The 24,474-nt window shown below is 67.1% G+C and carries 21 protein-coding genes, 1 tRNA gene and 1 pseudogene; 6 read left to right on the top strand and 17 right to left on the bottom strand.

The annotated features are described in order from the left end of the window. Window positions 1-27: 27 nt before the first annotated feature. Window positions 28-438, top strand: a pseudogene (locus BLW75_RS30505) (response regulator transcription factor); the annotation flags it as partial. A 15-nt stretch (window positions 439-453) separates the two neighbouring features. On the opposite strand, the gene BLW75_RS30500 reads toward BLW75_RS30505, so the two are convergent. From BLW75_RS30500 to BLW75_RS43980, 5 genes are all read right to left on the bottom strand, one after another. Beyond that, the gene (locus BLW75_RS30500) at window positions 454-1,290 is read right to left on the bottom strand and encodes an alpha/beta fold hydrolase (RefSeq protein ID WP_034305515.1); all 837 of its coding nucleotides are present in this window, start codon (window positions 1,288-1,290) and stop codon (window positions 454-456) included. A gap of 39 nt (window positions 1,291-1,329) precedes the next feature. Then, the gene (locus BLW75_RS30495; protein WP_034305517.1) at window positions 1,330-1,845 is read right to left on the bottom strand and encodes a winged helix-turn-helix domain-containing protein; all 516 of its coding nucleotides are present in this window, start codon (window positions 1,843-1,845) and stop codon (window positions 1,330-1,332) included. 1 nt (window position 1,846) lies between these two features. Beyond that, window positions 1,847-3,094 carry a sulfite oxidase gene (locus BLW75_RS30490; protein WP_034305931.1) on the bottom strand — a complete coding sequence of 416 codons (1,248 nt, stop codon included), beginning with the start codon at window positions 3,092-3,094 and terminating at the stop codon, window positions 1,847-1,849. A gap of 489 nt (window positions 3,095-3,583) precedes the next feature. Further along, window positions 3,584-4,525, bottom strand: coding sequence for a phosphotransferase family protein (locus BLW75_RS30485; RefSeq protein ID WP_103746160.1), 942 nt, complete (start codon window positions 4,523-4,525; stop codon window positions 3,584-3,586). A gap of 742 nt (window positions 4,526-5,267) precedes the next feature. Continuing rightward, window positions 5,268-5,402, bottom strand: coding sequence for a hypothetical protein (locus BLW75_RS43980; RefSeq protein WP_277814935.1), 135 nt, complete (start codon window positions 5,400-5,402; stop codon window positions 5,268-5,270). A gap of 11 nt (window positions 5,403-5,413) precedes the next feature. Here BLW75_RS43980 and BLW75_RS30480 point away from each other — a divergent pair, with 11 nt between their 5' ends. Further along, the gene (locus tag BLW75_RS30480; protein WP_241783239.1) at window positions 5,414-5,800 is read left to right on the top strand and encodes a tyrosine-type recombinase/integrase; all 387 of its coding nucleotides are present in this window, start codon (window positions 5,414-5,416) and stop codon (window positions 5,798-5,800) included. 18 nt (window positions 5,801-5,818) lie between these two features. On the opposite strand, the gene BLW75_RS30475 is transcribed toward BLW75_RS30480, so the two are convergent. From BLW75_RS30475 to BLW75_RS30455, 5 genes are all read right to left on the bottom strand, one after another. Further along, a tRNA-Leu gene (locus BLW75_RS30475) sits at window positions 5,819-5,895 on the bottom strand. 23 nt (window positions 5,896-5,918) lie between these two features. Then, the gene (locus BLW75_RS30470; protein ID WP_034305936.1) at window positions 5,919-6,410 is read right to left on the bottom strand and encodes an SLATT domain-containing protein; all 492 of its coding nucleotides are present in this window, start codon (window positions 6,408-6,410) and stop codon (window positions 5,919-5,921) included. A 77-nt stretch (window positions 6,411-6,487) separates the two neighbouring features. Then, entirely contained in the window at window positions 6,488-7,816 is a 1,329-nt protein-coding gene (locus BLW75_RS30465) for an NAD(P)/FAD-dependent oxidoreductase (protein WP_007028829.1), read from the bottom strand. 84 nt (window positions 7,817-7,900) lie between these two features. Next, on the bottom strand, window positions 7,901-8,593 hold the full coding sequence (locus BLW75_RS30460) for a uracil-DNA glycosylase (protein ID WP_034305522.1): 693 nt from the start codon (window positions 8,591-8,593) through the stop codon (window positions 7,901-7,903). Next, complete coding sequence (locus BLW75_RS30455) at window positions 8,590-9,270, bottom strand: endonuclease V (protein ID WP_034305525.1); 681 nt, start codon at window positions 9,268-9,270, stop codon at window positions 8,590-8,592. The genes BLW75_RS30460 and BLW75_RS30455 overlap by 4 nt, the downstream gene beginning before the upstream one ends. A 28-nt stretch (window positions 9,271-9,298) precedes the next feature. Between BLW75_RS30455 and BLW75_RS30450 the strand changes: the two genes are divergently transcribed. The 3 genes from BLW75_RS30450 to BLW75_RS30440 all read left to right on the top strand — a co-directional run bounded on the left by BLW75_RS30450 (window position 9,299) and on the right by BLW75_RS30440 (window position 13,640). Then, the gene (locus tag BLW75_RS30450) at window positions 9,299-10,795 is read left to right on the top strand and encodes a S10 family peptidase (protein WP_034305527.1); all 1,497 of its coding nucleotides are present in this window, start codon (window positions 9,299-9,301) and stop codon (window positions 10,793-10,795) included. Window positions 10,796-11,053: 258 nt separating this feature from the next. Continuing rightward, a complete protein-coding gene (locus BLW75_RS30445) occupies window positions 11,054-12,553 on the top strand; it encodes a S1 family peptidase (RefSeq protein ID WP_167373540.1) in 1,500 nt (499 codons plus the stop codon). 19 nt (window positions 12,554-12,572) lie between these two features. Further along, window positions 12,573-13,640, top strand: coding sequence for a glycoside hydrolase family protein (locus BLW75_RS30440; RefSeq protein ID WP_034305530.1), 1,068 nt, complete (start codon window positions 12,573-12,575; stop codon window positions 13,638-13,640). Window positions 13,641-13,715: 75 nt separating this feature from the next. On the opposite strand, the gene BLW75_RS30435 is transcribed toward BLW75_RS30440, so the two are convergent. Then, the gene (locus tag BLW75_RS30435; protein WP_034305532.1) at window positions 13,716-14,039 is read right to left on the bottom strand and encodes a hypothetical protein; all 324 of its coding nucleotides are present in this window, start codon (window positions 14,037-14,039) and stop codon (window positions 13,716-13,718) included. A 2-nt stretch (window positions 14,040-14,041) separates the two neighbouring features. Continuing rightward, complete coding sequence (locus tag BLW75_RS30430; RefSeq protein ID WP_158005345.1) at window positions 14,042-17,704, bottom strand: chemotaxis protein; 3,663 nt, start codon at window positions 17,702-17,704, stop codon at window positions 14,042-14,044. Window positions 17,705-18,134: 430 nt separating this feature from the next. On the opposite strand from BLW75_RS30430, the gene BLW75_RS30425 reads away from it, so the two are divergent. Beyond that, window positions 18,135-18,635 (top strand): hypothetical protein, encoded by a 501-nt coding sequence (locus BLW75_RS30425; RefSeq protein WP_034305535.1) that lies wholly within the window; start codon window positions 18,135-18,137, stop codon window positions 18,633-18,635. A 124-nt stretch (window positions 18,636-18,759) separates the two neighbouring features. Here BLW75_RS30425 and BLW75_RS30420 read toward each other — a convergent pair whose 3' ends face one another. The 5 genes from BLW75_RS30420 to BLW75_RS30400 are packed head-to-tail and all read right to left on the bottom strand — an operon-like array spanning window position 18,760 to window position 24,421. Further along, on the bottom strand, window positions 18,760-20,505 hold the full coding sequence (locus BLW75_RS30420; RefSeq protein ID WP_167373539.1) for a S8 family serine peptidase: 1,746 nt from the start codon (window positions 20,503-20,505) through the stop codon (window positions 18,760-18,762). Window positions 20,506-20,558: 53 nt separating this feature from the next. Then, a complete protein-coding gene (locus BLW75_RS30415; protein ID WP_034305538.1) occupies window positions 20,559-21,557 on the bottom strand; it encodes an ABC transporter ATP-binding protein in 999 nt (332 codons plus the stop codon). Then, on the bottom strand, window positions 21,550-22,542 hold the full coding sequence (locus tag BLW75_RS30410; RefSeq protein WP_034305540.1) for an ABC transporter ATP-binding protein: 993 nt from the start codon (window positions 22,540-22,542) through the stop codon (window positions 21,550-21,552). The genes BLW75_RS30415 and BLW75_RS30410 overlap by 8 nt, the downstream gene beginning before the upstream one ends. 6 nt (window positions 22,543-22,548) lie before the next feature. Beyond that, entirely contained in the window at window positions 22,549-23,502 is a 954-nt protein-coding gene (locus BLW75_RS30405; protein ID WP_034305542.1) for an ABC transporter permease, read from the bottom strand. Then, window positions 23,495-24,421 carry an ABC transporter permease gene (locus BLW75_RS30400; RefSeq protein WP_034305545.1) on the bottom strand — a complete coding sequence of 309 codons (927 nt, stop codon included), beginning with the start codon at window positions 24,419-24,421 and terminating at the stop codon, window positions 23,495-23,497. The genes BLW75_RS30405 and BLW75_RS30400 overlap by 8 nt, the downstream gene beginning before the upstream one ends. Window positions 24,422-24,474 lie beyond the last annotated feature (53 nt).

The following is a 24,474-nucleotide window of genomic DNA, read 5'->3' as shown; positions in this document are numbered from 1 at the left end:
GGATCGGCGACGTGCGCAGGAAGCCCGACGTACGACCTCGACGAGTACGTCTTCGACGCGCTCGGCGCGGGTGCCAGCGGCTTCCTTCTGAAAGAGGGTTCGCCGCAGGAGATCATCGACGCGGTGCGGGTGGTCGCGGCGGGCGAGGCGGTGCTTTCGCCGCGGACGACGCGGAAACTCATCGGGCACTTCGTCGCGGCCAGGACGAGCCCTCGCCGCCATCGGGCACGAGCCGGGCTGAGCACCCTGACCGGACGCGAACGCGAGATCGTCACCGCCGTCGCTCAAGGCGGCACCAACGCCGAAATCGGCGCGGCACTGCACCTGAGCGAAGCGACGGTGAAGACCCACATCACCCGGATCTTCGCGAAACTCGACGCGGCCAACCGGGTCCAGCTGACGATCTTCGCCTACGAAGCCGGGCTTGTCGCTCCCTGAGGTCCCTTTGATGAACTACGCGAGCCCGGCGAGGACGGCGGCGGCCTCCTGCGGGTGGATGAGGAACCGGACGTGACTGCTCGCGAGCGACCGCACGTCGGTCGGGTTGTCCGGGGTGAGCGCGTCCGCCTCCTTGATGAACCGGTCCTGCAGCGCGAGCGGCATCGACCGGTCCTCGGTGAGCCGGATGTAGGTGCGCGGGATCCGGCCCCAGGTGGCGGCGTCGGCGAGTTCGGTTCCGGCGTCGAGGCTCTCGTCCGGCTCGAGTGTGTTGAGGTAGGCGAAGAACTCCTGCTCGGTGCCGTCTTCGAGCATCGCGGTCTTCAACGCGGCCAGCAGCTCGGGATCGGCGGTGCGCCAGTTCATCCGGAGCGCGCCGAGTTCGGCGGGATTCGCGACGACGACCCCGCCGACGTCGTTGAGCGCGCTGCTCGCGTACTCGGGTCCCTGCATGTACTCGCCCACCGTCGCGTCGACGCAGCACCACGCCGAGATGTAGACGATCCGGTCGATCAGTTCGGGGACCGCGTTCGCGACGCCGGTGAGCGCGAGCCCGCCGCGGCTGTGCCCGACCAGGATGACCGGTCCGTGCTCGGCGACCTTGCGCACGACGGCCACCACCTGCTCGACGGCCTCGGCCAGCGTGGCGCCCGCCTGGTTCGACGGCGCCGTGGCCAGCGCTTCGAGATCCTGGGGCGCCTGGTAGGCGGCCTGGAAACCGGCGGCGAAGCCGTGGCCGGGGAGGTCGACGGCCAGCGTGCGGTGGCCGAGCAGAGCGAGTTCGCGTTGCAGCGGACCCCAGGTGAACGAGGCGCTGCTCGAACCGTGTACGAAAACGTAGGTCGAAGTCACGGTTCGTATCCTGGCATCCCGGCTTTGCCCGGACGGCACTCAGTCCGCGATGAGGACCTGGCCCGCCCCGTCGAACCGGTAGCCGACCCCACGCACCGTCGTGATCGGCGTCAGCACGGGTTCGAGTTTCCCGCGGATCTTGCGGACGTGGACGTCCACCGTCCGCCCGTTACCGCCGGACAGCCCCCACACCTGCGCCATCAGGGTGAGGCGGTCGAAAACGCGGTCCGGATTCCGGCTCAGGAACAGCAGGAGATCGAATTCCAGCCTGGTGAACTCCAGCACCTCGCCACTCAACAGCACTCGTCGCGAGTCGGGTTCGATGCGTAGCGGTGGCGCGGATCCGCCGAATCGTCGTCGTCGTCCGGCGAGTTCGATGATCTGGCCGGGATCCGCTTGAACGGTCCTCGCGGTGAGGGTCACCCCAATGGTGTCCTCAAAGGACTCAAGCAGGCGCGCGGCGATCGCGGCGGCGTGGTCCGGGTCGGTGTTCACCCGTAACTCCAGAGTCAATTCGACGGCCTGTTCCCCTCTCACCGCGACCGGCCGCGTCATCTCACACCACCCGGACCGGATGCCGGACGACGGCGTCGAACAGGTAGCCCTGGGAATTGTGCGGGGTGACGTCCGGCTGGGTGACACCGGTGATGTCCGTGGCCCGCGCGCGCAAGGTGTGGCCGCCGGGAACGCCGGAGCGCCAAGGGATCTCCCAGCGTTGCCAGCCTCGATCGGCCGCCGCGCCCACGAACTTCGCCTGCCGCCAACCGGCACCGGTGTCGACTTCGACGCGCCGGATCCGGCCGTTTCCCGACCACGAACGGCCGCGCAGCACCTGCTTGCCACCTGCCGCGAATTCGGCGTTCCAGGGCAGTTCGAACGCGCTCTTGACCACCTGCCGGGTGACGACCGTGCCGTCGGCCGGATAGTCCGGCCCGAGCAGCCGGTAGTACTGCGTGTTCCACGGCGACACCAGTGGCGTGTCCGAGACTTCGATGCGCCCCAGCCATTTGATCGACGAGATCCCGACCCAGGACGGCACGACGAGCCGCACGGGATGGCCGTGGTCCGGCGGGAGCGGACGTCCGTTCATCTCGTACGCCAGCAAAACGTCCTGCAAGGCCTTCGCGATCGGCAGCGGACGGCGCACCTTCCCCAGGTTGACCCCGCCGGTGACATAGTCGGCGTCCAGTCCCTCCGGCAGGACATCCACCGCGTGCCGGGTCAAGCCCGCCTTGGCCAGCACGGTGGAAAGCCGCACACCGCGCCAGCGCGCGACGCCGACGGCGCCGAGCTTCCATGCCGTGCCGGAGACCACCTGCCCTTGCTGGCTACTGAAGAAACTCCGTCCGTTGCCCGCGCATTCGATGGCGGAAGTGATCGTCTCCGCAGGCAACTCGAGCAGGTCTCGGTAGCTGAACTCGACCGGCCCTCCACGCAGCCCGGTCCCGAACAGCTTCAACCGCCAGGTGCCGGCGTCGATCGATGGTGTGGTGGTGTGGTTTCGCACGAAGAACCGTTCGACCGGGGTCAGATAGCCTTGCCCGCTCAGCGCCTCCCAACGCGTCTCGGCGTTGGTGCCGTAGACCTCGAAGATCTCCGGCGGCAAGGGTTTCACGATCGGCGGGGCCGCCGACGCCGTTCCGGCCGGAAGCGTGCCGAACGCGGTCAGCGCGAGTGATCCACCGGCCGCCAGCCGAAGCAGGCCGCGCCTGGACAACCCGTCACCCCGCGCCTCCCCCGCGCGCCACTGGGCGAGCCGAGCGCGGTCGTAGGTGGCTTCGTCGGTCAGGCCGGTTCCGGTCATGCGGGTCATTGTCGGCAGCGGCGGACCGCGCGGACCAGGACGTCCACAGAGCGGAACGTGTGGTGCCCCGTTGGCGCGGCAGTGATCGACATTTGTCTTCACTGCCGCGCTTTCGCATGACCTGCGGTGATCATTTCCGGGGAAAGTCGAGGATTTGATCTTCGACCTCGACCTACAAGCGGGGGGCCTCTTCGTCACCCCGGAGACCTGCCCGTCCGGCGAGGACATCGCCCAGGTTGGCGGAAGCGAACCGCGACATCACGCCGACACTGCCGTATCCCCTGGTCGACATCTCACCCCCTTGTCGACGGCCCCTCCGAAGCGCGGGCCGCACGCCCCGGCGGAGCTTGCCCGTGGATCAAACACCCTGGCCAGCGGCCTCGGAGGGGCCGCCTTGAACACGCGAGCGTCATGACGGGCTGTCGTGGTTCGACTGACGCTGGACACCGCCGGCCGCGGGTTCGCTCGCGGTGGACAACGTCAACTGGCTTATCGTGCCTCGGCCAGCCATTTTTCCGAGGCCTCGATTAGTCGGGACCTCCAGACGGAGTCGGCGTTGTCATGGCGGACGAATTCCACCGCGTGCAACGCGCAGTACAGGGCGAAGTTGGCGCGGTCGGCGTCCGTTGCTTGCCAGAATCGCATGAGCTCGTCAACGTAGAACTGACACTTCGGCGAGGTGTCACTGAGCACGGCAACTTGGGTCAACGCGAGCCAATACACAGGGTCGCCATAACAGACCACGTCGAAATCGACGAGTCCTTGCAGGACACCATCGCGGACCATGACATTTTTGGTGGTCAAGTCGTCGAGAAAGCACGTGGGCGGGACACCGTCCAACCGCGATTCGGCGTGGCTCAATAATTCGGTCAGTTTGCGGGCAAAAGGCATCAGGTCGGGCTCAGTTGTTTTGAGTACCTCTATCCGGTCCGCGCGGACGGCATCTACCCACCGAGCGTGCCGGCCTGGCCATCCAATGGGCACGAAGCCGTATCCGCCGCCGGGCGCCAGTGACATCACGTCGCGCTCGAACCCGACGATGCGACCAGCGAGTTCAGACATTTGGTCTCGGCTCATCGTGTCGAGCTCGTAACGCAGATCGCGGCCGGCAATGACCTCCATGATCATGTATGCGAACGGATACCGATTTTGCGTGAGATCGGCATCGACCACCACCGGGACAGGCAACCCAAGATCGCGAAGAACGTCGATGTTGTGCCGAGTTCCTCGGTAAATGGTGCTGTCAACGGAGGTGCGCACAATGAAGCTGCCGCTCTCCCCGGCCTGGCCGTCGAGATCAACTCGGTAGGTCACGCTGCCGTGTCCGTAGGTCATCTGTGATGCGGCCGTCACTGGCCTACCGAAGTGATCGGCGATGAGCGCGCGAACCAGGGATTCGGTCCCTCGGGCAGGTTCCGGGGCTTTACTCATGAACAAACCATAGTCTCAGGCGCAACCAATTTCCGAACCACATCTCTCGGTCGTGTCGGTTTCACGTTGGGATTGAGAAACCTTCTATCTCGTAGAAACGCGTTTCCTGCCGCACGGAACTATGCTGTCCAGGAATAAGGGCAAGTGACCGGTGAAACCAAAACGTCAACCGTCACTTGAACCTCGACAAGCGTCATGACGGGCGACCGGCCTTGATCAACCTCGGCAAAGCTTCGGCGCGTCTCCGCATGATGCTTGGCTTGCATCTCCCGAAGGGCGTCGAGCGCGCGCGTGCAGGCGCTCAGTGCCTCCTGATTCCTGGCCTGATCGGACTCGTTGCCGAACATCGCTTCGGGAGGTGATCGACGGTCGGCAGACGGCAGGGCTTCAAGATCAGCACGAGGACGCCACGACGTCGGACGGGCCGAACCAGGCCTTGACTTTGCAGGGGCCCACGAGCCATGCCGAGCCCCATGCTCGCTCGCAATCTCCGGGTGGCTTGGAAGCCGAGTCCCCGACCGAAGTTCTCCGGCATGGATACGACGTGCGTAGGCATCCGTGATCCGGGCGTATGCCGGTCCAACCACGAGCTTGCTCCCTTCGTCGGCGGCCCCGTGTCGTACGCGAAAGCCCTGCGCCTGACACGCCTCCGGCGGAACCAACGGGTCCACAGCCGAATCGTCATCATCGATCGGCCCGGCAGGTACCGCGTTCCGTGGGCGTGGATCGCATCGACGCGCATCTAAATGAGACGCCTGCGTGCCTCATCGTCCTGCGGCTTCCAGTAGTCGGCAGAGGCGGTGGTCTGGGCAAGGTGCTTCCGATAGAGCATGCTCGGTTCGGTGATGAACTCGCCCGGAGTCACCACTTCCGTCATGGGCGTTGTCCGTGCTGCGGAAGCGTCGCCGCCTCGCCGAGGAGGCTGGGCGTGATCCGGCCACTCTGGTCTTCCCGGATACGCTCGGTGGGCCACATGACCCGTCGAACACCCGGCGAGATCTTCGACAGGCACGCGGCACGGAGGATTTCGCAGGGGTCAAGTCGCACGTCTTCCGCAAGACGGCGGCCACGGTGCTGGACGACGCGAAACTCAGTTCCCGGCAGATCGCCGACCAGCTCGGCCACGCCCGGCCGTCGATCACTCAGGACGTGTACATGGGCAGGATGGCGGTCTCCCGGGACAACGCGGTCGCGCTGGAAGGCATGTGGGATGACGACGGTTCGGCCAATTCCGGGGGTAAATCGGGGCCGGCCAGGACCAGCAAAAGCAGATAGAGCCCTGACCTGCACGAATGGTGCCCCGGACGGGGATCGAACCCGCACTGTGTCGATTTTAAGTCGACTGCCTCTGCCAGTTGGGCTACCGGGGCACCGACAGCCTAAGCGATGCCCTTCAGTTCGCCGCTTCAGTACGCCGATATTCGAGCCAACGGAGACCGAGCTCGTTCCAAACGGCCTGGTACTCCGCGAACTTCTCGTTGACCAGCCGGGGATCGATCCGATCGGGCGGGGTCGACGCGATGTAGAAACTGAGCTCGTCACGCAGCCGGTAGAGCCGGAACTGGACCTCTTCCATCAGGACCCACAAGGAGCGCCAGGCGAAGAACGGCTCGAGCGCGCCGATGACGGTCGTCACGGCCACGAGGGCGAACGCCACACCGGTCCAGCCGTTGAGGTTCTGCAGACCGAGGATGATCGTGGACGCCGCGGAGAGCGCGAGCAGGAGAACCCTGATGGAGACCGCACGCCAGCGGAAACGCCTCTTCCGGGAGCGGGCGTGCGCGTTGTCGCGCTCGATCCGCTCCAGAACGTGCTTCGCCAGTTCGGCCGGAGCCAGGCCGGTGGCGAGCGGAACGGCGGGTACGGACTTCCGGAATGCCTGCACCGGCACACCTTAAACGCCGTGAAGGCCTCCTTCCCTACGTTCAAGGTAGGGAAGGAGGCCTTCACGGACTTGAGACCTCAGGACTTCGACAGCCGGTCGAATTCCTCGCGCGGGTTGTTGATCTGTCCGAGCGAGATGACCTCGCGCCGGAACAGGCCACCGAGCATCCAGTCGAACAGGATGCGGATCTTGCGGTTCCACGTCGGCATCGCCTTGAGGTGGTACGCGCGGTGGAAGAGCCAGGCCGGGAAGCCCTTGATCTTCAGGTTCAGCGCGTCGGCGACACCCTTGTGCAGGCCGAGGCTGGCCACCGCACCCAGGTTCTTGTGGTAGTAGTCCTTCGGCTTGCCGCCGCGGATCACCTTGATGATGTTCTTCGCCAGCAGACGCGCCTGGCGAACGGCGTGCTGCGCGTTCGGCGGGCAGGTCGCGGTCGGGTCCTGCTCGGTGCGCGAGAGGTCCGGCACGGCGGCGTTGTCACCGGCGGTCCAGACGTCGGGGTGCCCGACGACCTGCATCGCGGCGGTGGCCTCGACGCGGCCGCGCTTGTCGAGCGGCAGATCCGAGCTGGCGAGCACCGGGTTCGCCTTCACCCCGGCGGTCCAGATGATCGTGTCGGTGTCGAATTCGGTGCCGTCCGAGAGCACGACGTGACCGTTCTCGAACGACTTCGCCGCTGTCGACAAATAGACTTCGATGCCGCGCTTTTCGAGCTGCTCGACGGTGTACACACCGAGCGTCTCGCGGACCTCGGGGAGGATCCGCCCGGCCGCCTCGACGAGCACCCAGCGGATGTCCTCGACCTTGAGGTTCGGGTAGTAGTTCTCCACCGCGAACCGGGTCATGTCCTCGAGTTCGGCGAGCGCCTCGATACCGGCGAACCCGCCGCCGACGACGGTGAACGTCAGCAGGCGCTTGCGCTGCTCGGGATCGAGCGTGCTGGCGGCCTCGTCCAGCTTCGTCATGACGTGGTTGCGCAGGTAGATGGCCTCGCCGATGGTCTTGAAGGCGATGCCTTCTTCGACCAGGCCCGGGATCGGCAGGATGCGCGCGACGGCGCCGAGAGCGACCACGAGGACGTCGTAGTTCAGCTGCTCGACGTGCCCGTCGGCGGCCTCGACCGTCACGGCCTTGCGCTCGTGCTCGATCTTCGTCACGCGCGCGGTGAGCACGTGGCAGCGCTTGAGCACGCGCCTCAGCGGCACGACCACGTGCCGCGGTTCGATCGCACCGGCCGCCGCCTCGGGCAGGAAGGGGGCATAGGTCATGTGCGGCTGCGGGTCAACGACCGTCACGGACGCTTCGTTGGCCCGGAGCATCTTCTGGAGCCCGTACGCCGTGTAGAGCCCGACGTACCCACCACCAAGGACGAGGATCCGTGTCGGTTCCGACTTAACACCAGCCATATTTCTATAGTCGCACCCATCTGCTGAGATCGCTCGGAGACCCCATCCGGCTGTGACCAGCGTCGCCACGGTTTCCGCAACGATTCAGTTCAGGCCGGCCGCCGAGGTCGCGGAGGCGAGGACGTCGCACACCATGTCAAGGGTCAGGCGGCCGGTCTGGACATTGCGCTGCGACACGTGATAACAGCCGAAAAGGCGCAGGTCGCCGAGTTCCAGTTCGGCTCCGTGGCCGAACTTCGGGCGTGGCGCGGGCACCGGCCAGCCCGCCTCCGCGAGCACCGGCAGCAGCGCCTGCCAGCCGAACGCGCCGAGCACCACGACGGCCTTCAGCGTCGGTTTCAGCAACTCGAGTTCCGCCGCGAGCCACGATCGGCAGGTTTCCCGTTCCTCAGGTGTGGGCTTGTTGGCGGGTGGCGCGCATCTCACCGGGGAGACCATCCGGGTCCCGCGGAGCTCGAGGCCGTCACCGATATGGGTCGACGTCGGCTGCGACGCGACCCCGACCCGGTGAAGTGCCTTGAAGAGGACGTCACCGGACGGGTCGCCGGTGAACAGGCGGCCGGTCCGGTTCGCGCCGTGCGCCGAAGGAGCGAGTCCGACGATCGCCAGAGACGCGTCCGGCGGGCCGAAGCCGGGCACCGGCCGGGCCCAATAGGTCTCGCCGGCGAAGGCCGCGCGTTTGACCACGGCGATCTCCTCGCGCCACGCGACCAGCCGCGGGCAGGCGCGGCAGCCGACGACCTCGGCGTCGAGTTCGGCGAGCGAGCGGAACCTCATAACGCCTCTTTCAGCGCGTCCCGGGCCAGCCGGTCGGCTTGCCGGGTGGTCTCCGGCTGACGGAACGCGGGACACAGCCGCAGCACCTGACGGCACGCGTTGTCCAGCGAGATCTTGTGGCCGACGGAGACATAGAGGGGCTTCACGCCGTCTTGGGTGCGCAGGACCGCGCCGACGATCTCGCCGTCGTCCAGCAAGGGCGCCCGCGAGCCGCGTCCGAGGCCCGGCTCATCGTGCTCGCCGACGAACCGCGTCTTGCCGACGCCGACGGACGGCAGCCCGGTGACGACACCGACGTGGCACGCGAGCCCGAACCGGCGTGGGTGCGCCAGGCCGTGGCCGTCGCAGATCAGCAGATCCGGGACGTGGTCGAGCGCGCGGAGGGCGTCGAGCAACGGGGGCAGCTCGCGGAAAGCGAAAAGGCCAGGTTCGTACGGGAACGAGATCCGGGAAACGACGGTTCGTTTTTCCACGACGCGGAATCCGCCGGTTTCGAGGGTGACCGCGGCGGCCGCGATGAGACCGCTGTCCTCGTCGTAGGCGACGTCCAGCCCGGTGACCGTGACGATCTCTTGTGGACAGCGATCTTCGAGTTCGACCAGGCCACGCAGGGTTTCCTGGATCCCGATCGCCTCCTGGGGCGTGCTCGGGCGATCATGCGCCGTGACGATGTCCACTCCTACAGACTGCCAGTAAGTTGGAGGCATGCCGGACACCAATCCCGATTCGAAGGTCACCGACGAGAAGGACACCCCGTCGGTGGAAACCAAGGTCGAGCCGACCGACGACCTGGTCACCACGAAGCACACGCTGACGCTCAAGCGCAAGAAGCTCGCCTACACCGCCCAGACCGGGCGGATCGTGCTGCGGAAGGAGGTCATCACCGACGGCAAGTCCGAGGGCTACAAGGCCAAGGCCGAGGTGTTCATGACCTCCTACACGCTCGACGACGCGGAGCCCGGCTCGCGCCCGGTCACGTTCGCGTTCAACGGCGGCCCCGGCTCGGCGAGCGTCTGGCTGCACATGGGCCTGCTCGGCCCGCGCCGGGTGCTTTCGGGCGATGTCGACGACCCGGTCGCGCCGCCCTACGGGCTGACCGACAACCAGGAAACCCTGCTGGTGCACAGCGACCTGGTGTTCATCGACCCGGTGTCGACCGGCTACTCACGCGCCGTGGACGGCGAGGCGGCCAAGGAGTACCACGGGTACACCGCCGACATCGAGTCCATCGGCGAGGTCATCCGGCTGTGGGTCTCGCGCAAACAGCGCTGGCTCTCGCCGAAGTTCCTCGCGGGCGAGTCGTACGGCACGCTCCGCGCGGCCGGGCTGGCGTCGCATCTCCAGGAACGCCACGGCATGTACCTCAACGGACTGTTGCTGATCTCGTCCGTATTGGACATGGGGACGCTGCGGTTCACCGAGGGCAACGATCTGCCGTACTCGCTTTACGTGCCGACGTACGCGGCGATCGCGCACTACCACGGCCTCCACGGCGACCGGCCGCTCGACGACGTCCTCGCCGACGCCGAGGACTTCGCGGCCAAGGAACTCCCCTGGGCTCTCGCTCGCGGCGCCCGCCTGTCCACCCAGGACCGCGCCGAGGCCGTGGCGACGCTCGCTTCCCTCACCGGCCTGAGCGAGTCCTATGTGGACCGCGTCAACCTGCGGATCGAACATGTGCGGTACTTCACCGAGCTGTTGCGGGACAAGGGTCTCGTCGTCGGCCGGATGGACGGCCGGTTCACCACCTGGGAACCCGACGGCGGCCGCGAGCACATGAGCGACGACCCGTCGATCTCGCGGATCATCGGCGCCTACACCGGCGGGCTCAACCACTACGTGCGGGCCGAACTCGGCTACGAGAACGACCTGCCGTACGAGGTCCTGTCGACGGACGTCTTCAAGGCCTGGTCGTACTCCGACTTCGAGGGCCGCTCGGTGTCCTCTGTGGACTCGCTCGCGTCGGCCATGCGGGCGAACCCGCACCTTCAGGTACACGTCGCCTTCGGCCACTACGATGGCGCGACGCCGTATTTCGCTTCGGAGCACGTGCTGGCGCGCTTGCAGATTCCCGAGGAGCTGCGGGAGAACATCGACACGGCGTACTACCCGGCCGGGCACATGATGTACGTGCACGAGGAGTCGCGGGTGCGGCAGGCGAAGGACCTGGCGAAGTTCATCAAGAACGCTTCCGGGAAGTGATTCGAGACGGGAGGGGTGCCCTTACCACGCAAGGACATCCCTCCCGCTTACTCTCGAGGGTCGCGACGACCGCCGCCAAACGGCGCAAAGTTCTCGGCTTTCTTGACGCCCCAGGACTTTCGCCTTTATCGTCGACTTGACGACGCGAGGTCGCGCGTCCACCTGGGGGAATCAAACGCTTTGTTCCATTCACCGTTCCGCGCGGTTTCCGGCCGGGCGCCCTCGGGTTCCGACGACCCCACCCGAAGGATCGTTCCTGTGAAATATGCGCGACGGATAGCCACCACGGCGGCCGCGATGACCTTGACTCCATTGTTGTTCGTCTATCCGGCGATGGCCGTGTCCGGTAGCACTCCGGCAACCTACGCTTTCGCCGCGAAGGTCACGATGGAGGGGCGCGCATGCAGTGGCAGCCTCGTGTCGCCGAACTGGATCGTCACCGCGGCCGATTGCTTCCCCGAGAACCCACAGGGCGGCGTTCCGGCCAAGGCGACCACCGTCGTGGTCGGACGACCGGACCTCACCACCACCACGGGTCTGGTCACCCAGGTCACGTCGCTGGTGCGTCGTCCGGACCGCAACCTGATGCTGGCCAAGCTGGCGTCGACGGCCACCGGCACCGCACCCGTCGAAATCGGCGCGGCGCCGACAGCGGGGGAAACAATACGCGTAGCCGGTTTCGGCAGGACGAAAACGGAATGGGTGCCGAATCTGCTGCACAGCGGTCCGTTCTCGGTCGAATCCCTCACACCCACGACGGTTATGCTGACCGGCGACTCCGACACCTGTCTCGGTGACGCCGGAGGCCCGGCGATTCGCGAGACCGCCGGAAAAGCGGAACTCGTCGGGGTCAGTAGCGCTTCGTGGCAGCACGGATGTCTCGGGGTGACAGAATCCCGCCGGGGAAGCACCGGAACCCGAGTGGACGACCTCGGCCCCTGGCTCAAGCAGATCACCCAGATCACCGATGTCTCACTGTCCGACAGCCGAGTCGCCAGGCTGCAGAACGGATCCGCGTACCTTCTCGACGGCGGTACGTGGACACTTCAGTGGGAGGCCCAATATGGCACCGTGGCCAAACTTCGCGTCGACGGCACCCGGATCGGCGTGTTGCTATCCACCGGGGATCTGTGGGTCAAGGACGACACCGAACCGGCGACGGGTTGGTTCCGCGAGCGTGACGCCGTCACCGACTTCGCGCTTTCCGGCAGCCGGATCGCCATACTGTCCGGGGGGAGCGCCTATCTCAAGGACGGCGACCTAAAGGCCCCGTGGACGACCCAGTGGGACGCTCGCTACGGCGCCGCGACCGCGATCGGTATCGACGGCGGCCGGGTCGGCGTCCTGACCGCCGATCGGCATCTCCTGGTCAAGGACGACGCCGTCCCCGCCGGTTGGACCGACCTTTCGGATGCGACCACAGCATTCGACCTGTCGGGAAATCGGGTCACTGCGTTGCGCGATGGTTTCGTCCAACTCAAGGAGGGCGGCCTCGACGCCGGCTGGACCACACAGTGGGATCCCCAGTACGGCAAGGTGTCCAAGCTCGACATCGCGGGCACCCGTCTCGGCGTTCTCCTGGACACCGGTGTCCTCTGGGCGAAGGACGACGCTAGCCCAAATCAGCCCTGGACTGCCCAAGCCGCCGGAGTCACCACGTTCGGCCTCGGCGCCAAGCGGATCGTCGTGCTCCAGGACGGGCAAGCCCTGCTCAAGGCCGGTGGCTTCGAGGCAGCCTGGACAAATCTTGGCCAGTAGGACACGGTTCCACGCCCGGATGGCCGCTGTTTCGCTGACCGCTCTAACACTGACGATCGTGCACTCGCCCTATGTGCACGCGTTGGATGCGACGACCACGGATTGGGTCCAGGCGGACGGCGTCCACCATGTCTACTCGCCTGCCTCCGGACAGCAGTACGCGTATGCGCCGTCGGCTGTGGTCGACTCTGGCCACACCTACTACTACACCTGTCACAATTCCTCGCCCGGCCTGATCCGTGACCACGTCTTCTTCAGCCAGGTCGATGTCGCGAGCGGCACACCGCAACGGGACTTCGCGGTCCTCGGGCCGGGAGGCGGCGGCACCTGGGATTCCACCCATGTCTGTGATCCGACCGTGGTGGCGGCCAAAACCGCCTATCGTGGCCAGACTTACCAATATCTGATGTTCTTCCTGGGTACGGCCCAGGACAACACCGGCAATCAGATCGGGCTGGCGCTGGCGAACGATCTCGCCGGACCGTGGACAAAGTATCCGGCGCCCATCGTGGCCAACCCTTTCGAGCCGGGGATGTGGGGTGTCGGTCAGCCGAGCGCGACTACCGTGAACCCGGAAGCCGGCGAGGTGCTCCTGTTCTACACCGCAGGAGGCCCCACGACGACAGCCTGGCGCCGGCATCTAACCCTCGGCGATTTGGACGATCCGACGATCGGATCCGCGCTACAGGTCACCAACGATGGAATAACGGGGTCCGACGGCGGCGCCGACGTCCTGCACAACTTCGACGTCGTTTACGACCCTCCCCGGGACAGGTTCTACGCTGTGCGGGAGTTGGGTCCTTATCCCGGCGGCCAGCCCAGCTACATTTCCCGCAGCCTCGAAATCGACAGCATCGACGGCGCCAGCATCTGGAACGGCCGGGGAAAGTGGAGGAACGAGGCACGGATATCACCGGAAACGACCGGATTCCCCCGCAACCACAATCCTGGGATCCTCCGCAACATCTATGGAATGCTGCCGTCCACAACGGAATTGACCGTGGTCTTCACCAAGAGCAGAACAGGCGGCTTCCCGGATTCCTTGTGGAGTTACGATCTCTGGCGCATCACCGGAAGACTTCGATGACCGCGGAGAGGTGAAACCAATTCGGACGACGGCAGGGATCCCAGGTCACGTGCCAGGGATCCCTGTCGTCGTCGGCTATGCGGTCGTAGCGAGTTCTTGCAGGCTCAACGAGAGCTCACCCAGGACCTCCGCGCGGCTACGTTCGTCCGCGTCCTCCTCGGGTAGGGCCAGCAACTCCGCACGGTAGGCGTCGGCCGCCGACATGAGGGCGGCCGCGATCCGCTTACGCTGATCACCAGGCAAAGTGTCGAAGTAGAGGCTTTCCAGCGCTGTCGCCTGATCGAGTACGTACTTGTCGGCGTCGGCGGTCAAGAGCGTGTTCGCCCGCGTGCACAGCTCCCGCATCGTATGCTTGCGGAGCCGCAGGGGAGCCTGTCCGGGAACCGAGATGACCGCCATGGTCAGAACCCTATCTTGATGATCTTCGCGAGCTCCCCCGGCGGCAGCGTCCGCAAGAATTCGTTCACCTGCGCTATCTGCTCCGGTTTGAACCCCGTCAGGTCGACGACGGTGTAGTCCATGCTCTTGTTCAAGTGGTCTCGGATCGCACGGGTGAACTGGCCGGGGTTCCAGTACAGCGATGCCCGCGGATCTCCCATCTGATCGTAGGTTCGTCCGGCATTGTCGACGTACTCCCCGTCGCGCTCGGCCTTACTGGGCTTGAGGCCGCGGTCGGCGAACCGCGGGTCGGCGTTCAGCCGGTTGAGGGTCTCCGCTTCGGACGCCGACAGCGAACGATTCTTGCCCATGTCCGCAATGTCGCCGGCGGCACCATTGAGCCCGTCCATCGCCATCGCCAGCCCGGCGGCGGTGGCGAGAATCCCGCCGGCGATGGCCGGGCCACCGGTGAACACGCACGCGATCAGGCCACCGACGCCCCCGGCGATGCCGCCCGGCACTGCGCCGACCCCGGCACCCGCTGCCCCGCCGACCGCGCCGATCGCGGCACCGCCGCTGATCGCCTCGGCACAGATCGCGATGCCACTACCGACCATCGCGATGCCTCCCACGGCCAGTCCGATCCCACCAGCGGCCTCCAGCAGGTGCAGGATCAGTTCGAGCAGATCGCCCGCGTGGTCCCGGACGAAGTCCAGCGTCGCCCCGGCCAGCTGATCGATGAGCGCCAGTAACCGGTCGGCGAGATCCTTGATCTCCTTGAGTTCCGGGTGATCCTTCATCCCGGCCGCGGCGGCGTCCCGTATCTGCTGGACCGAAGCACGGGTGTCGAGCACGCTCTTACGAGCCTTTTCCTCCTGCTGCTTGTGCACGACGGCGGCCTGTGCCTCGGCCGCGTACTGACCGGCCTCGGTCGCCGCCTTGCCCGCCGCGATGGCGTCCGCGAGTGCCGACGCGGCGGCGGTTTTGGCGATGGCCGCGTACTGGTTGGCCAGCGCGGCCGACCGTGAAGCCTGTGCGGCGGAATTCTTCGCGGCCTGGGCGGCGCCCTGGGCACGGGCCGCGGCGTCACGAGCCTGTCGGGCGGACGCGGCGGCGGACGCCGCGGACGCGCCGGCCTGCTCCGCCGAGACCTTGGCCTGGTCGGCGTAGATCTTCGCCTGGTTAGCGGAGTTCGTCGCCTGCCGCGCCCATTCGGTGGCTTCGTCGGCGGCGCCGCGCGCGGTCGCCGCGTGCTGGGCGGCCAGTGCGGCATTCTGCTTGGCCAGAGCCGCGGCTTGCGCGGTGTCGGCCAGATAGCCGGTGATCTGGGCGACGTGCAGGGCCGTGTCGGCGTCCCGGTGCTCGGCCTGATGCTGGCCGATGCGCAGAAATTCCTTCACATACGACCACGGGCCGGCCAGCGCGGCGTTGCCCGCGGCCTTCATCTCCGGGCCACCGTGATCGATGAGCACCTGCACGGCGGCGCGGTCGTCGTCTTGCGCGGTGGCGTACTGGCCGGTGGCGAGGAAGGTCCGCACGTCCGCGATCGTGCCGCTCAACGCCCGGTTGGCCGCCGCCCTGGTGAGCGGGCCCCCTTTCTCGAGAATGCGCTGAACGGCGAGACGGTCGGCGTCGTCCTTTCCCGGATAGGCCCGCGTCGCGAGCCACTCCTTCACCTGATCGTGAGTGCCGTTCTTCACGGCGTTGCCCGCGTCCCGCTGTGCCTGCACCACGCTGGCACCGACCACAATAGACAGGCTGAGCCGGTCGTCCTGCTCCGTCGCGGCGGCTAGCCCGGCATTGGCGAACACGAGGACATCCGCCTCGGAGCCGCCGAGAGCCGCGATCGCCGCCTGCTTGACCTTGGGGCCACCGCTGTGCCACAACCGCACCGCGGCCTTGCGGGCGCTGCCGACCGCGGTGGGCGGCGAAGTCGCGGGATCGCGTGCCTCGGTCAGCAGTCGCTGCGTCTCGGGATCGAACTGTTGGGCGACCCCAGGGGTCCAGCGTGGCTCCGCGACCCGGTCCCGTTCCGCCTGAGCGGCGTCCAACGCGCCGCGCGTCGCCTCGGACTGCTGCACGGCGAGCCGCTCGGCGTCGGTCCGGCGAGCCAAATCCGCGGTGTGCACCGCCTGGTCAGACGCGGTCTGGGCGACGGCGGCCGCGTTCTTGGCCTCATCGGCCGCGGCCTGGGCCCGGGCGGCGGCCCCTTCCGCCTCACCGGCCCGGTCCGCCGCCTCTTCCGCCGCTGCGGCGGCGAGAGTGGCGTGATCCGCCGCGCTCGCCGCGGCTTGCCGTGCCTGTTCAGCATAGGTAGCGGCCTCGTTCGCGATCGCGGTCGCGGCACCGGCCGCACGACGAGCCTCATCGGCGTTGCGTTGCGCGCGTGCCGCCGCCGCACGGGCCTGACCGGCGCTCGCGCCCGCTCGCTGAGCCCAGTTCCCCGCTTCGTTCGACGCGGCAGCCGCGGTAGCCGCGTCGCTCGCGGCCGCCGCAGCGGCCGTGGCGGCGTGAGTCACCTGACGAATGGCTTCGATCGCGTGCGTCACGGCGTCAGCGGCGCTTTGCGCTCCCTGAGCCGCGTCCCTTGCCAGTCTCGCGGCGTCCCTGGCCGCGTCCGCCTTCCCGCGGTCGGTGGCCGCCGCGGCGGCCGCGTTGCGGGCATTCGCGGCGGCCTTCCCCGCCATCGACGCCGCCCACGCTGCCTGGGAAGCCGCGTGCGACGCCTCCCGTGCCGCGTTGCTCGCCGCCACCGCCGCGTTGATCGCGGTCTGTGCCGCTGCGGCCGCCCGGTGCGTCGCATCGGCGGCCCGCGCGGCGGCGCCCGCCGCCTGAGCCGCGGAATTCTGCGCCAGTCGCGTTTCCTCTGCCGCGGTCTGCGCCGCCACCTTGGCCGCCGCCGCGGCCGCGACCGCTTGGTCCGCGGCGTCCTTCGCCTCTTGAGTCAAGACCGCGGACCGGGCTTGCGAGCTTTGCGCGAGTCCGGCCAGCTGCTTGACGGACATCGTCTCCTGATCACGCTGCACCGCGACCTGGTAACCCATGCGCAGGAACTCGCGTACGTCCTCGGCCGTGCCGGACAGTACCCAGTTCCCGGCCTTCGTGACCTCCGGGCCACTGGCGACCATCAGCCGTTGCACGGTGATCCGGTCGTCGTCGTTCTGTGCTCGCTGCCAGCCGCCGTCGAGGAACGCCAGCTGCGCGTTCTCGTCCCCGTCGAGCGCGGAATTCGCCGCGGCCCGTACCGTCGGCCCGGTCGCGGCCGCCAGGAGCCGGGTCACCTGGATGCGCAGGTCGTCACGCCATGGCTGCCGCCAATTGGCGGTCAGGAATTGCCGCACCTGCGCGATGTCCCCGCTCAGAGCGGTGTTCGCGGCCTGTTTGGTGGCCGGGCCGCCGGTGGCGATCATCTGTTGCAGGGTGACCCGGTCGTTCATCTCCATCGCCCGGTCGAGCCCGGTGGAGATGAACGCCTGGAAATCCTGCTCGGAACCCACCAGCGCGTCCTCCGCCGCACGAGCCACCAGGGCGTCTCCGGTCGTCATCAGCGCGACGACGCGCTGGCGGTCGGTGGGCGCCGGTGGATCTTCGGCCGAGGCGGGTGGTGAAGTGACCGCACCCATGGTCAACGCCATGGTCACGAAGGTGATGACCAGAGCCCGCAACCCACTCGCTCGAGATGTCATCGATCTCATCGTGGTGGCAACCCCTTCCAGCAACACGCGACCGTCGCCTGGCCGCACAGTGTGAGCACGGGACATGAGGAATGGTGTCCAGGAAAGAATTCGCGAAATTCCGCAAATCGGACTTTCAACGGCGTGACGGGCACGGTGAAACGGGCGCGCGATACCGATTGGCTTCTCCCCCAAGCACGACACCGACCCTAGAGACAGCGTCGCCGCGTCGCCTAGTGGCCATTCGGGTGGTCACGAAGATCAGCCTCCATACGGCGCAACGCGAACCGTTTTCCTTGACGCCGCTGGACTTTCGCCTCTAACGTCGCCTAGGCAACGCGGCAAGATCACGCGTCCGCATGGGGGAATCGACCACATTTCCTTTTCTGCTGTCTTCTCCCGCGCGGCCTGCCGACGATCACCAGGATGGAGCGAACAAGCCATGCGGGCGTATACCCGGACATTCCTCGCCTCCTCGGCCGTGGCCGCCGCGGCTCTCGGCGCGGTGGCCGCTTCGGCCGGACTCTCCTCGGCCGGCGAGAGCGCTGACGTGCCGCCGCCTGTCGTCGAGGACTTCTCGTACCCGGGCGCCGAACAGATCCTCGCGAACCGGGGAATTCTGCTGGTCAGCGGTGACGGGCACATCCAGCTGATCGCCTGTGGGCAGGCCGGCCTCATCGAAGTGCGCGCGTCGGGCACCAACGACCACGACCCGGACCCCGGCCACTACTGCTTCCAGGCGACCGGACCGACCGGAGTGCTCAAGCTGAAGCTGGACAACGCCTACCAGGTCAAGGGAGACGGCCACGCAGTCCAGGCCACCATTCAGGTCCAAGGGCAGACCAGCACGGTCGCCGTCGACCGCAACGGCTGGACGGGTATCGGCTACGGCGCGGGTGGCAACCACCCGGCCACTCTGCTGGAACTGCGCGCCACTCCTTGAGCCGCACGGAAGGACGATTCCCCTGCCGGTCGTCGGAGAACGTCGGCGCCGGGAATACGAAAGGGGCGCCACCACCCCGAAATCGGGAAGGTGACGCCCCTTCGGCCGGTTGAATTCGTTCCGATCAGCCTCGCAGGTACTGAGAACCCCGCGTGACGGCCGACCAGGCGTCCACGGCACCGTGACCGTAGAAGCCGTTGAACGAGGCGTCACCGGTGCAGGTCGCGGTGAACGACGCGTCCCGGCCTTCCTTCAGGTAGTCGACGGTCCGCGGCACCGGGCAGGCGATGTCCGAAGCCGTGCCTTCGAGCACCCGCTGCACCGCGTCCGGGTTCATCCCGAAGTCGCGCGAACCCTTGCCGTACTGCGAAACGATGAGCGCCGCGACACCGCTGGCGTGCGGCGACGCCATCGACGTCCCCTGCAGCCACTGGTAGTAGCCGACTCGGCCGTCCGCGGCGGTCGCCTTCTTGATGCCGGCGGTGACACCGTCGGGAGTGATGTTCCCGTCCGCGTCGATCATGCCTTCCGCGACACCCACGTTGCGCGGGTAGGTCGAGAGGATCTGGTTCTCGACCGTGCGGAACCACGGGGTGCCGAAGTAGTCACGGAAGTATCCGCCGGGCGCGGACACCGAGATCTGCTCGACGCCGTAGTTCGAGTAGTCCGCCTTCGCCTGCGAAGGGCCGAAGGACGAGACACCGATCGTGTGCGGGCCTTCGATGGGCAGCGAGAGGCAGCTCGCGTTGTCGATCTGCCGCGGGTGCGTGCTGTTCGACGGGTAGCCGGGGCTGGAGGCGTCCGGCTGCGGAGCGGCGAGGTCGCTGTGCTGGTTGCCCAGCGAGACGACCTGGGTAACGCCCTTGCGGTGCGCGTAGTTCAGCGCGCGGGTCGTCGCCTCGATGATGGTGCGCTGCTCGGCCTGCTGCGCGGGCGTGTCCGCGGGGTTCGCGGTGCAGTTGTACAGCCAGGGGTCGGTGAAGAAGCTCATGTTCACGACGTCCACACCGGCGTCGCCGGCGTAGGTGATCGCGTCCACGGTCGGCTGCAGGAAGAAGAAGCCCGAGTCCTGCCCGGCGCGCAGGTTCACCAGCGTCACGTTCGGCGCGACGCCCGAGACGCCGAAACCGTTCGCGGCGGCGCCGATGGTGCCGGCGACGTGCGTGCCGTGCCCGTTGTCGTCGTGGTCCACCGGGTCGACACAGCTACGGTATTCACAAGGTCCGTCGACGACGGCGCCGTTGACGTCGGAGACGATGTCCTTCGTGAAGTTCCGCGACGCCGCGCGGTCGAAGTTCGGCGCGATGTCCGGGTGGCTCCCGTCGACGCCGGTGTCGATGACGCCGACCTTCACCCGCTTGTCGCCCGGCTGCTTGGTGCGCGAGAGGTCCGACCGGACCGACTTGAGGCCCCACAGCTGGTCGTCGAGCGGGTCCATGCCGACGGCGTTCGCCTGCACCGGCTTCTTGGCCGAGGCGGCGCCGCGGCCTTCCTTTTCGACGACGCCCGGCTTGACCTTCGCCTTGCCCTGCTTCGGCGCGGTGCCGATCGCCTTCGCTTTGGCGGCACCGAAGACCGACCGGTCCGCGGAGACCCGCTCGGCGAAACCGTTGGCGGGCGCGGTGGCGGTGATCAGGCCGACCGCGGCGTTGCTCGTCACGACGGTGCCCCCGGCGGCGCGGACCGCCCTTTCCACCGATGCGACACTTTGGCCGTCGCGGGCCAGTACCGAGAATTCGGTCGTGGCGCCGGAAAGCGCCGGTTGCGCTGATGCCACCGGAGCAGCGACGATCGCGCCGAACAGCGGTACCGCGAGCGCGACCACGAGAGATCTGGGCTTTTTCACTTCCTGCCTCCTGAAGAAAACCATTCGGGCAAAACTACGTCAGCGATCCCTGTGTATCAACGAAGTCCCTACGAAAGTCAGGGGACGACGGTTTTCTCCTCCGCGAAATGACAGGCGGACAAATGCCCGCCGGACCGGATGATCAATTCGGGTTCCTGATCGGCGCAAATGTCCTGCGCCTTCCAGCACCGGGTGCGGAACCGGCAGCCGGACGGCGGATCCAGCGGGCTCGGCACGTCGCCTTCCAGGCGGATCACCTGCCGCTGCCCGCGCAACGCCGGATCCGCGACCGGCACCGCGGACAGCAGCGCCTGCGTGTAAGGATGCGAAGGACGCTCGTAGATCTCTTCTTCGGTCCCCATTTCCACGATCTTGCCGAGGTACATCACCGCCACGCGCGTGGAAAGGTGACGGACCACCGACAGATCGTGTGCGATGAACACATAGGAAAGGCCGAATTCCTTCTGCAGATCACCGAGCAGATTCATCACCTGCGCCTGGATCGAAACGTCGAGCGCGGAAACCGGCTCGTCGCAGATGATCACCTTCGGCCGCAACGCCAGCGCCCGCGCGATCCCGATGCGCTGACGCTGCCCGCCGGAGAACTGGTGCGGATAGCGGTTGATGTGCTCCGGATTCAGCCCGACGACGTCGAGCAGCTCCCGCACCTTCGCCGCCCGCGATCCCTTCGGCGCCACTTCGGTATGAATTTCGAAGGGTTCGCCGATGATGTCGCCGACCGTCATCCTCGGGTTCAGCGAGGTGTACGGATCCTGCAGCACGATCTGGATCTCGCGCCGCAGCCTCCTCAGTTCGGCTCCCCGCAACGCGAAGATGTCGCGACCCTCGAAGGTCGCGAGCCCGCCGGTGGGTTCTTCCAGCCGCATCAGCACCTGGGCCAAAGTGGACTTGCCGCACCCGGATTCCCCCACCACACCGAGCGTTTCGCCCGGCATGAGATCGAAGGAGACACCGTCGACGGCCTTCACGTGCCCGATGGTGCGTTTGAAGAGGATCCCGGCGCGCACCGGGAAGTACTTCACCAGGTTTTCGACGCTCAGAATGGGCTCAGACACGGTCGCTCACCACCTCGTCGGCGAAGTGGCAGGCGCTGACCCGGCCGAAACCGAGGTTGTGCAGGGCGGGTCGTTCGGTTTCGCACCGGCTTTGCGCTCGCGGGCAGCGCGGATGGAACGGGCAGCCGGACGGGATGTTCAGCAGGCTCGGCGGCAGGCCCTTGATGGTCTCCAGCGTCTGTCCTTTGAGGTCGAGCCGCGGCAGCGAGGCCATCAGCGCCTCGGTGTAGGGATGTCCCGGCGAACGGAACAGCTCGGCGACGTCGGCCTGTTCGACGATCCGGCCCGCGTACATCACGGCGATCCGGTCGGCGACCTCGGCGACCACCGCCAAGTCGTGGGTGATCAGGATCAGCCCCATCCGCCGTTCGGCCTGGATCTCCGCCAGCAGGTCCATGATCTGCGCCTGCACCGTGACGTCGAGCGCGGTCGTCGGCTCGTCCGCGATCAGCAGATCCGGATCGAGCGCGAGTGACATGGCGATCATCGCGCGCTGCCGCATCCCGCCCGAGAACTGGTGCGGGTACTCACGCACCCGGCGGGAGGCGGCGGGGATGCGCACGATGTCGAGCAGTTCGATGGCCCGTTTCCGCGCATCCTTTTTGGACATCCCGAGCCGGACCCGCAGCTGTTCCTCGATCTGGAATCCCACGGTGAACACGGGATTCAACGCCGACAGCGCGTCCTGGAAGATCATCGCGATCTCCCCGCCTCGTATCTCACGCCGCCGCTCTTCGGTGGCCGTGAGCAGATCCTCGCCCCGGTACCGGACCGCGCCGCCGGTGACGACGGCGGGCGGGCTGTCGAGGATGCCCATCACCGTCTGCGCGGTCACACTCTTGCCGGAGCCCGATTCTCCCAGCACGGCAAGGGTTTCCCCGGCGTGCACGGAGTAGTCGACGCCGTTGAGCACGGTCGCGACGCCGTCGGACGTGCGGAATTCGACATGGAGGTCTTCCACCTCCAGCAGCAGTTCGTCGGTCACGGACGATCACCGGGCCTTCGGGTCGAGCGCGTCGCGGATACCGTCACCGAGCATGACGAACGCGAGCACGGTGATGGTCACGAACCCCGCGGGGAACAACAACATGTGCGGATTCACCCGGAAGTAGTCCCGCGCGTCGCTGATCATCACACCCCACGAAACGACCGGCGGCCGCACGCCGACGCCGAGATACGCCAGCGTCGCTTCCGCGCCGATGAACGCGCCGAGCGCGATGGTCCCGTAGACCAGCACCGGCGCGACGGTGTTCGGCAGCAGATGCCGGAACACGATGCGCGGCGTGCTCGCGCCGAGCCCGCGCGCGGCCTTGACGTAGTCCAGCTGTTTGGCCACCAGCGTCGCCGACCGCATGATGCGCATCGCCACCGGCCAGCTCAGCGCGGCGATCGACACGACCACCTGCACGATGATCGTGACCACCCCCGGGTTCGAGCCGGGCGCGTTGAACGTGGTCAGGATGACGATCGCGCCGAGCACGAACGGCAGCGCCGCGAAGATGTCGCCCACCCGCGAGAACAGGCTGTCGACGAGACGGCCGTAGTACCCGGCGACGATCCCCACCACCGAGCCGATCAGGATCGTCAGCACCGTCGCGAAGACACCGACCAGCAGCGACGCCCGCGCGCCGTGGATGGTCCGCGCGTAGACGTCGTAACCCTGGTTGTCGTAACCGAACCAGGCGTCCGCGGACGGACCTTCGTTGGCGTGGAGCAGATCACTGAACCCGGCAGGCCGGGAACTGAACAGGTCGGGCGCGATCGCGATGAGCACGACGAGCGTGATGATGACGGCGGAGATGATGAACGACGGCCGCTTGCGCAACATCCGCCAGGCGTCGCCGCCGAGGCTGCGCGGTTTGTGCGCCTCCGCGGAATCGTCGGCGACACCGGCGCCCGCGACGTCCACAGAGGACACACCGCCGGCCACATTGGGGTCAGTCATAACGGATCCTCGGGTCGAGAACGGCGTAGAGCAGGTCGACGATGAGACTCACCAGCAGGTAGACCACTACCAGCAGGACGACGACACCGGTGACGGTGGCGCCCTCCCGGTTCTGGATACCGCGGAAGATGAGCCCGCCGATGCCGTTGATGTTGAACACGCCTTCGGTGACGATGGCCCCGCCCATGAGCGCGCCGATGTCGGTGCCGATGAAGGTCAGCACCGGGATCACCGAGTTCCGGAGCAGGTGCACGCCGACGACCCGGCTGCGCGGTTGCCCCTTCGCGACGGCCGTGCGGACGTAGTCGGCGTGCCGGTTCTCCGCGATGCTCGTTCTGGTCAGCCGGGCTATGTAGGCCATGGAAAGACTGCCGAGCGCGATCCCTGGCACGATCAGCTCGCCGATCGTGGCGTCCTCGGACACGCTCGCGTCGATGATGCCCAGTTCCGAACCGAGGACGATCTGGAGCACGATCGCGGTGACGAACACCGGGATCGAGATCAGGAACGTGGTGGACATCAGCACGAGGTTGTCGAGGAAACCCTTGCCGCGCAGGCCGGTCAGGATGCCCGCGGACAGGCCGATGATCGCTTCGATGGCCACCGCGATGAGGGCGAGCCGGACCGTCACCGGATAGGCGTTCCCGATCAGTTCGCCGACCGAGACGCCGTTGAAGGTCTCGCCCCAGTCGCCGGTGAACAGGTTGCCGAGGTATTTGAAGTACTGGACGAAGATCGAATCGTCGAGGTTGAACTTCGCCGTCATCATCTCGATGTAGGCGGGCGGGCAGGCGACCTGGCCGCATTTGCCGGCGAACGGGTCACCGGGCACCGCCCACACGAGGGCGTAGATGAGGAACGTCGTGCCGAAGAAGACCGGGATGAGTTGAAGTAGTCGTCGGAGGATGTACTGGGACATGGGCGTGCCGTCCTGGGGATCGCGTGGTGGGAGCCGTGGGTCCGGCCGGCCGG

Origin of the sequence: Amycolatopsis lurida (assembly GCF_900105055.1) — a bacterium.
Classification (GTDB): domain Bacteria; phylum Actinomycetota; class Actinomycetes; order Mycobacteriales; family Pseudonocardiaceae; genus Amycolatopsis; species Amycolatopsis lurida.
Note: the sequence above shows the minus strand (reverse complement) of the source record. Positions and strands in the feature narration are given on the sequence as shown.

Coding starts and splice junctions, on each gene's coding strand:
- BLW75_RS30405 (WP_034305542.1), bottom strand. CDS start 23,502: ATGACTGACCCCAATGTGGCCGGCGGTGTGTCCTCTGTGGACGTCGCG.
- BLW75_RS30430 (WP_158005345.1), bottom strand. CDS start 17,704: ATGACATCTCGAGCGAGTGGGTTGCGGGCTCTGGTCATCACCTTCGTG.
- BLW75_RS30465 (WP_007028829.1), bottom strand. CDS start 7,816: ATGGCTGGTGTTAAGTCGGAACCGACACGGATCCTCGTCCTTGGTGGT.
- BLW75_RS30440 (WP_034305530.1), top strand. CDS start 12,573: ATGGCCGCTGTTTCGCTGACCGCTCTAACACTGACGATCGTGCACTCG.
- BLW75_RS30400 (WP_034305545.1), bottom strand. CDS start 24,421: ATGTCCCAGTACATCCTCCGACGACTACTTCAACTCATCCCGGTCTTC.
- BLW75_RS30495 (WP_034305517.1), bottom strand. CDS start 1,845: ATGACGCGGCCGGTCGCGGTGAGAGGGGAACAGGCCGTCGAATTGACT.
- BLW75_RS30485 (WP_103746160.1), bottom strand. CDS start 4,525: ATGAGTAAAGCCCCGGAACCTGCCCGAGGGACCGAATCCCTGGTTCGC.
- BLW75_RS30420 (WP_167373539.1), bottom strand. CDS start 20,505: ATGGTTTTCTTCAGGAGGCAGGAAGTGAAAAAGCCCAGATCTCTCGTG.
- BLW75_RS30435 (WP_034305532.1), bottom strand. CDS start 14,039: ATGGCGGTCATCTCGGTTCCCGGACAGGCTCCCCTGCGGCTCCGCAAG.
- BLW75_RS30450 (WP_034305527.1), top strand. CDS start 9,299: ATGCCGGACACCAATCCCGATTCGAAGGTCACCGACGAGAAGGACACC.
- BLW75_RS30460 (WP_034305522.1), bottom strand. CDS start 8,593: ATGAGGTTCCGCTCGCTCGCCGAACTCGACGCCGAGGTCGTCGGCTGC.
- BLW75_RS30425 (WP_034305535.1), top strand. CDS start 18,135: ATGCGGGCGTATACCCGGACATTCCTCGCCTCCTCGGCCGTGGCCGCC.
- BLW75_RS43980 (WP_277814935.1), bottom strand. CDS start 5,402: ATGACGGAAGTGGTGACTCCGGGCGAGTTCATCACCGAACCGAGCATG.
- BLW75_RS30490 (WP_034305931.1), bottom strand. CDS start 3,094: ATGACCGGAACCGGCCTGACCGACGAAGCCACCTACGACCGCGCTCGG.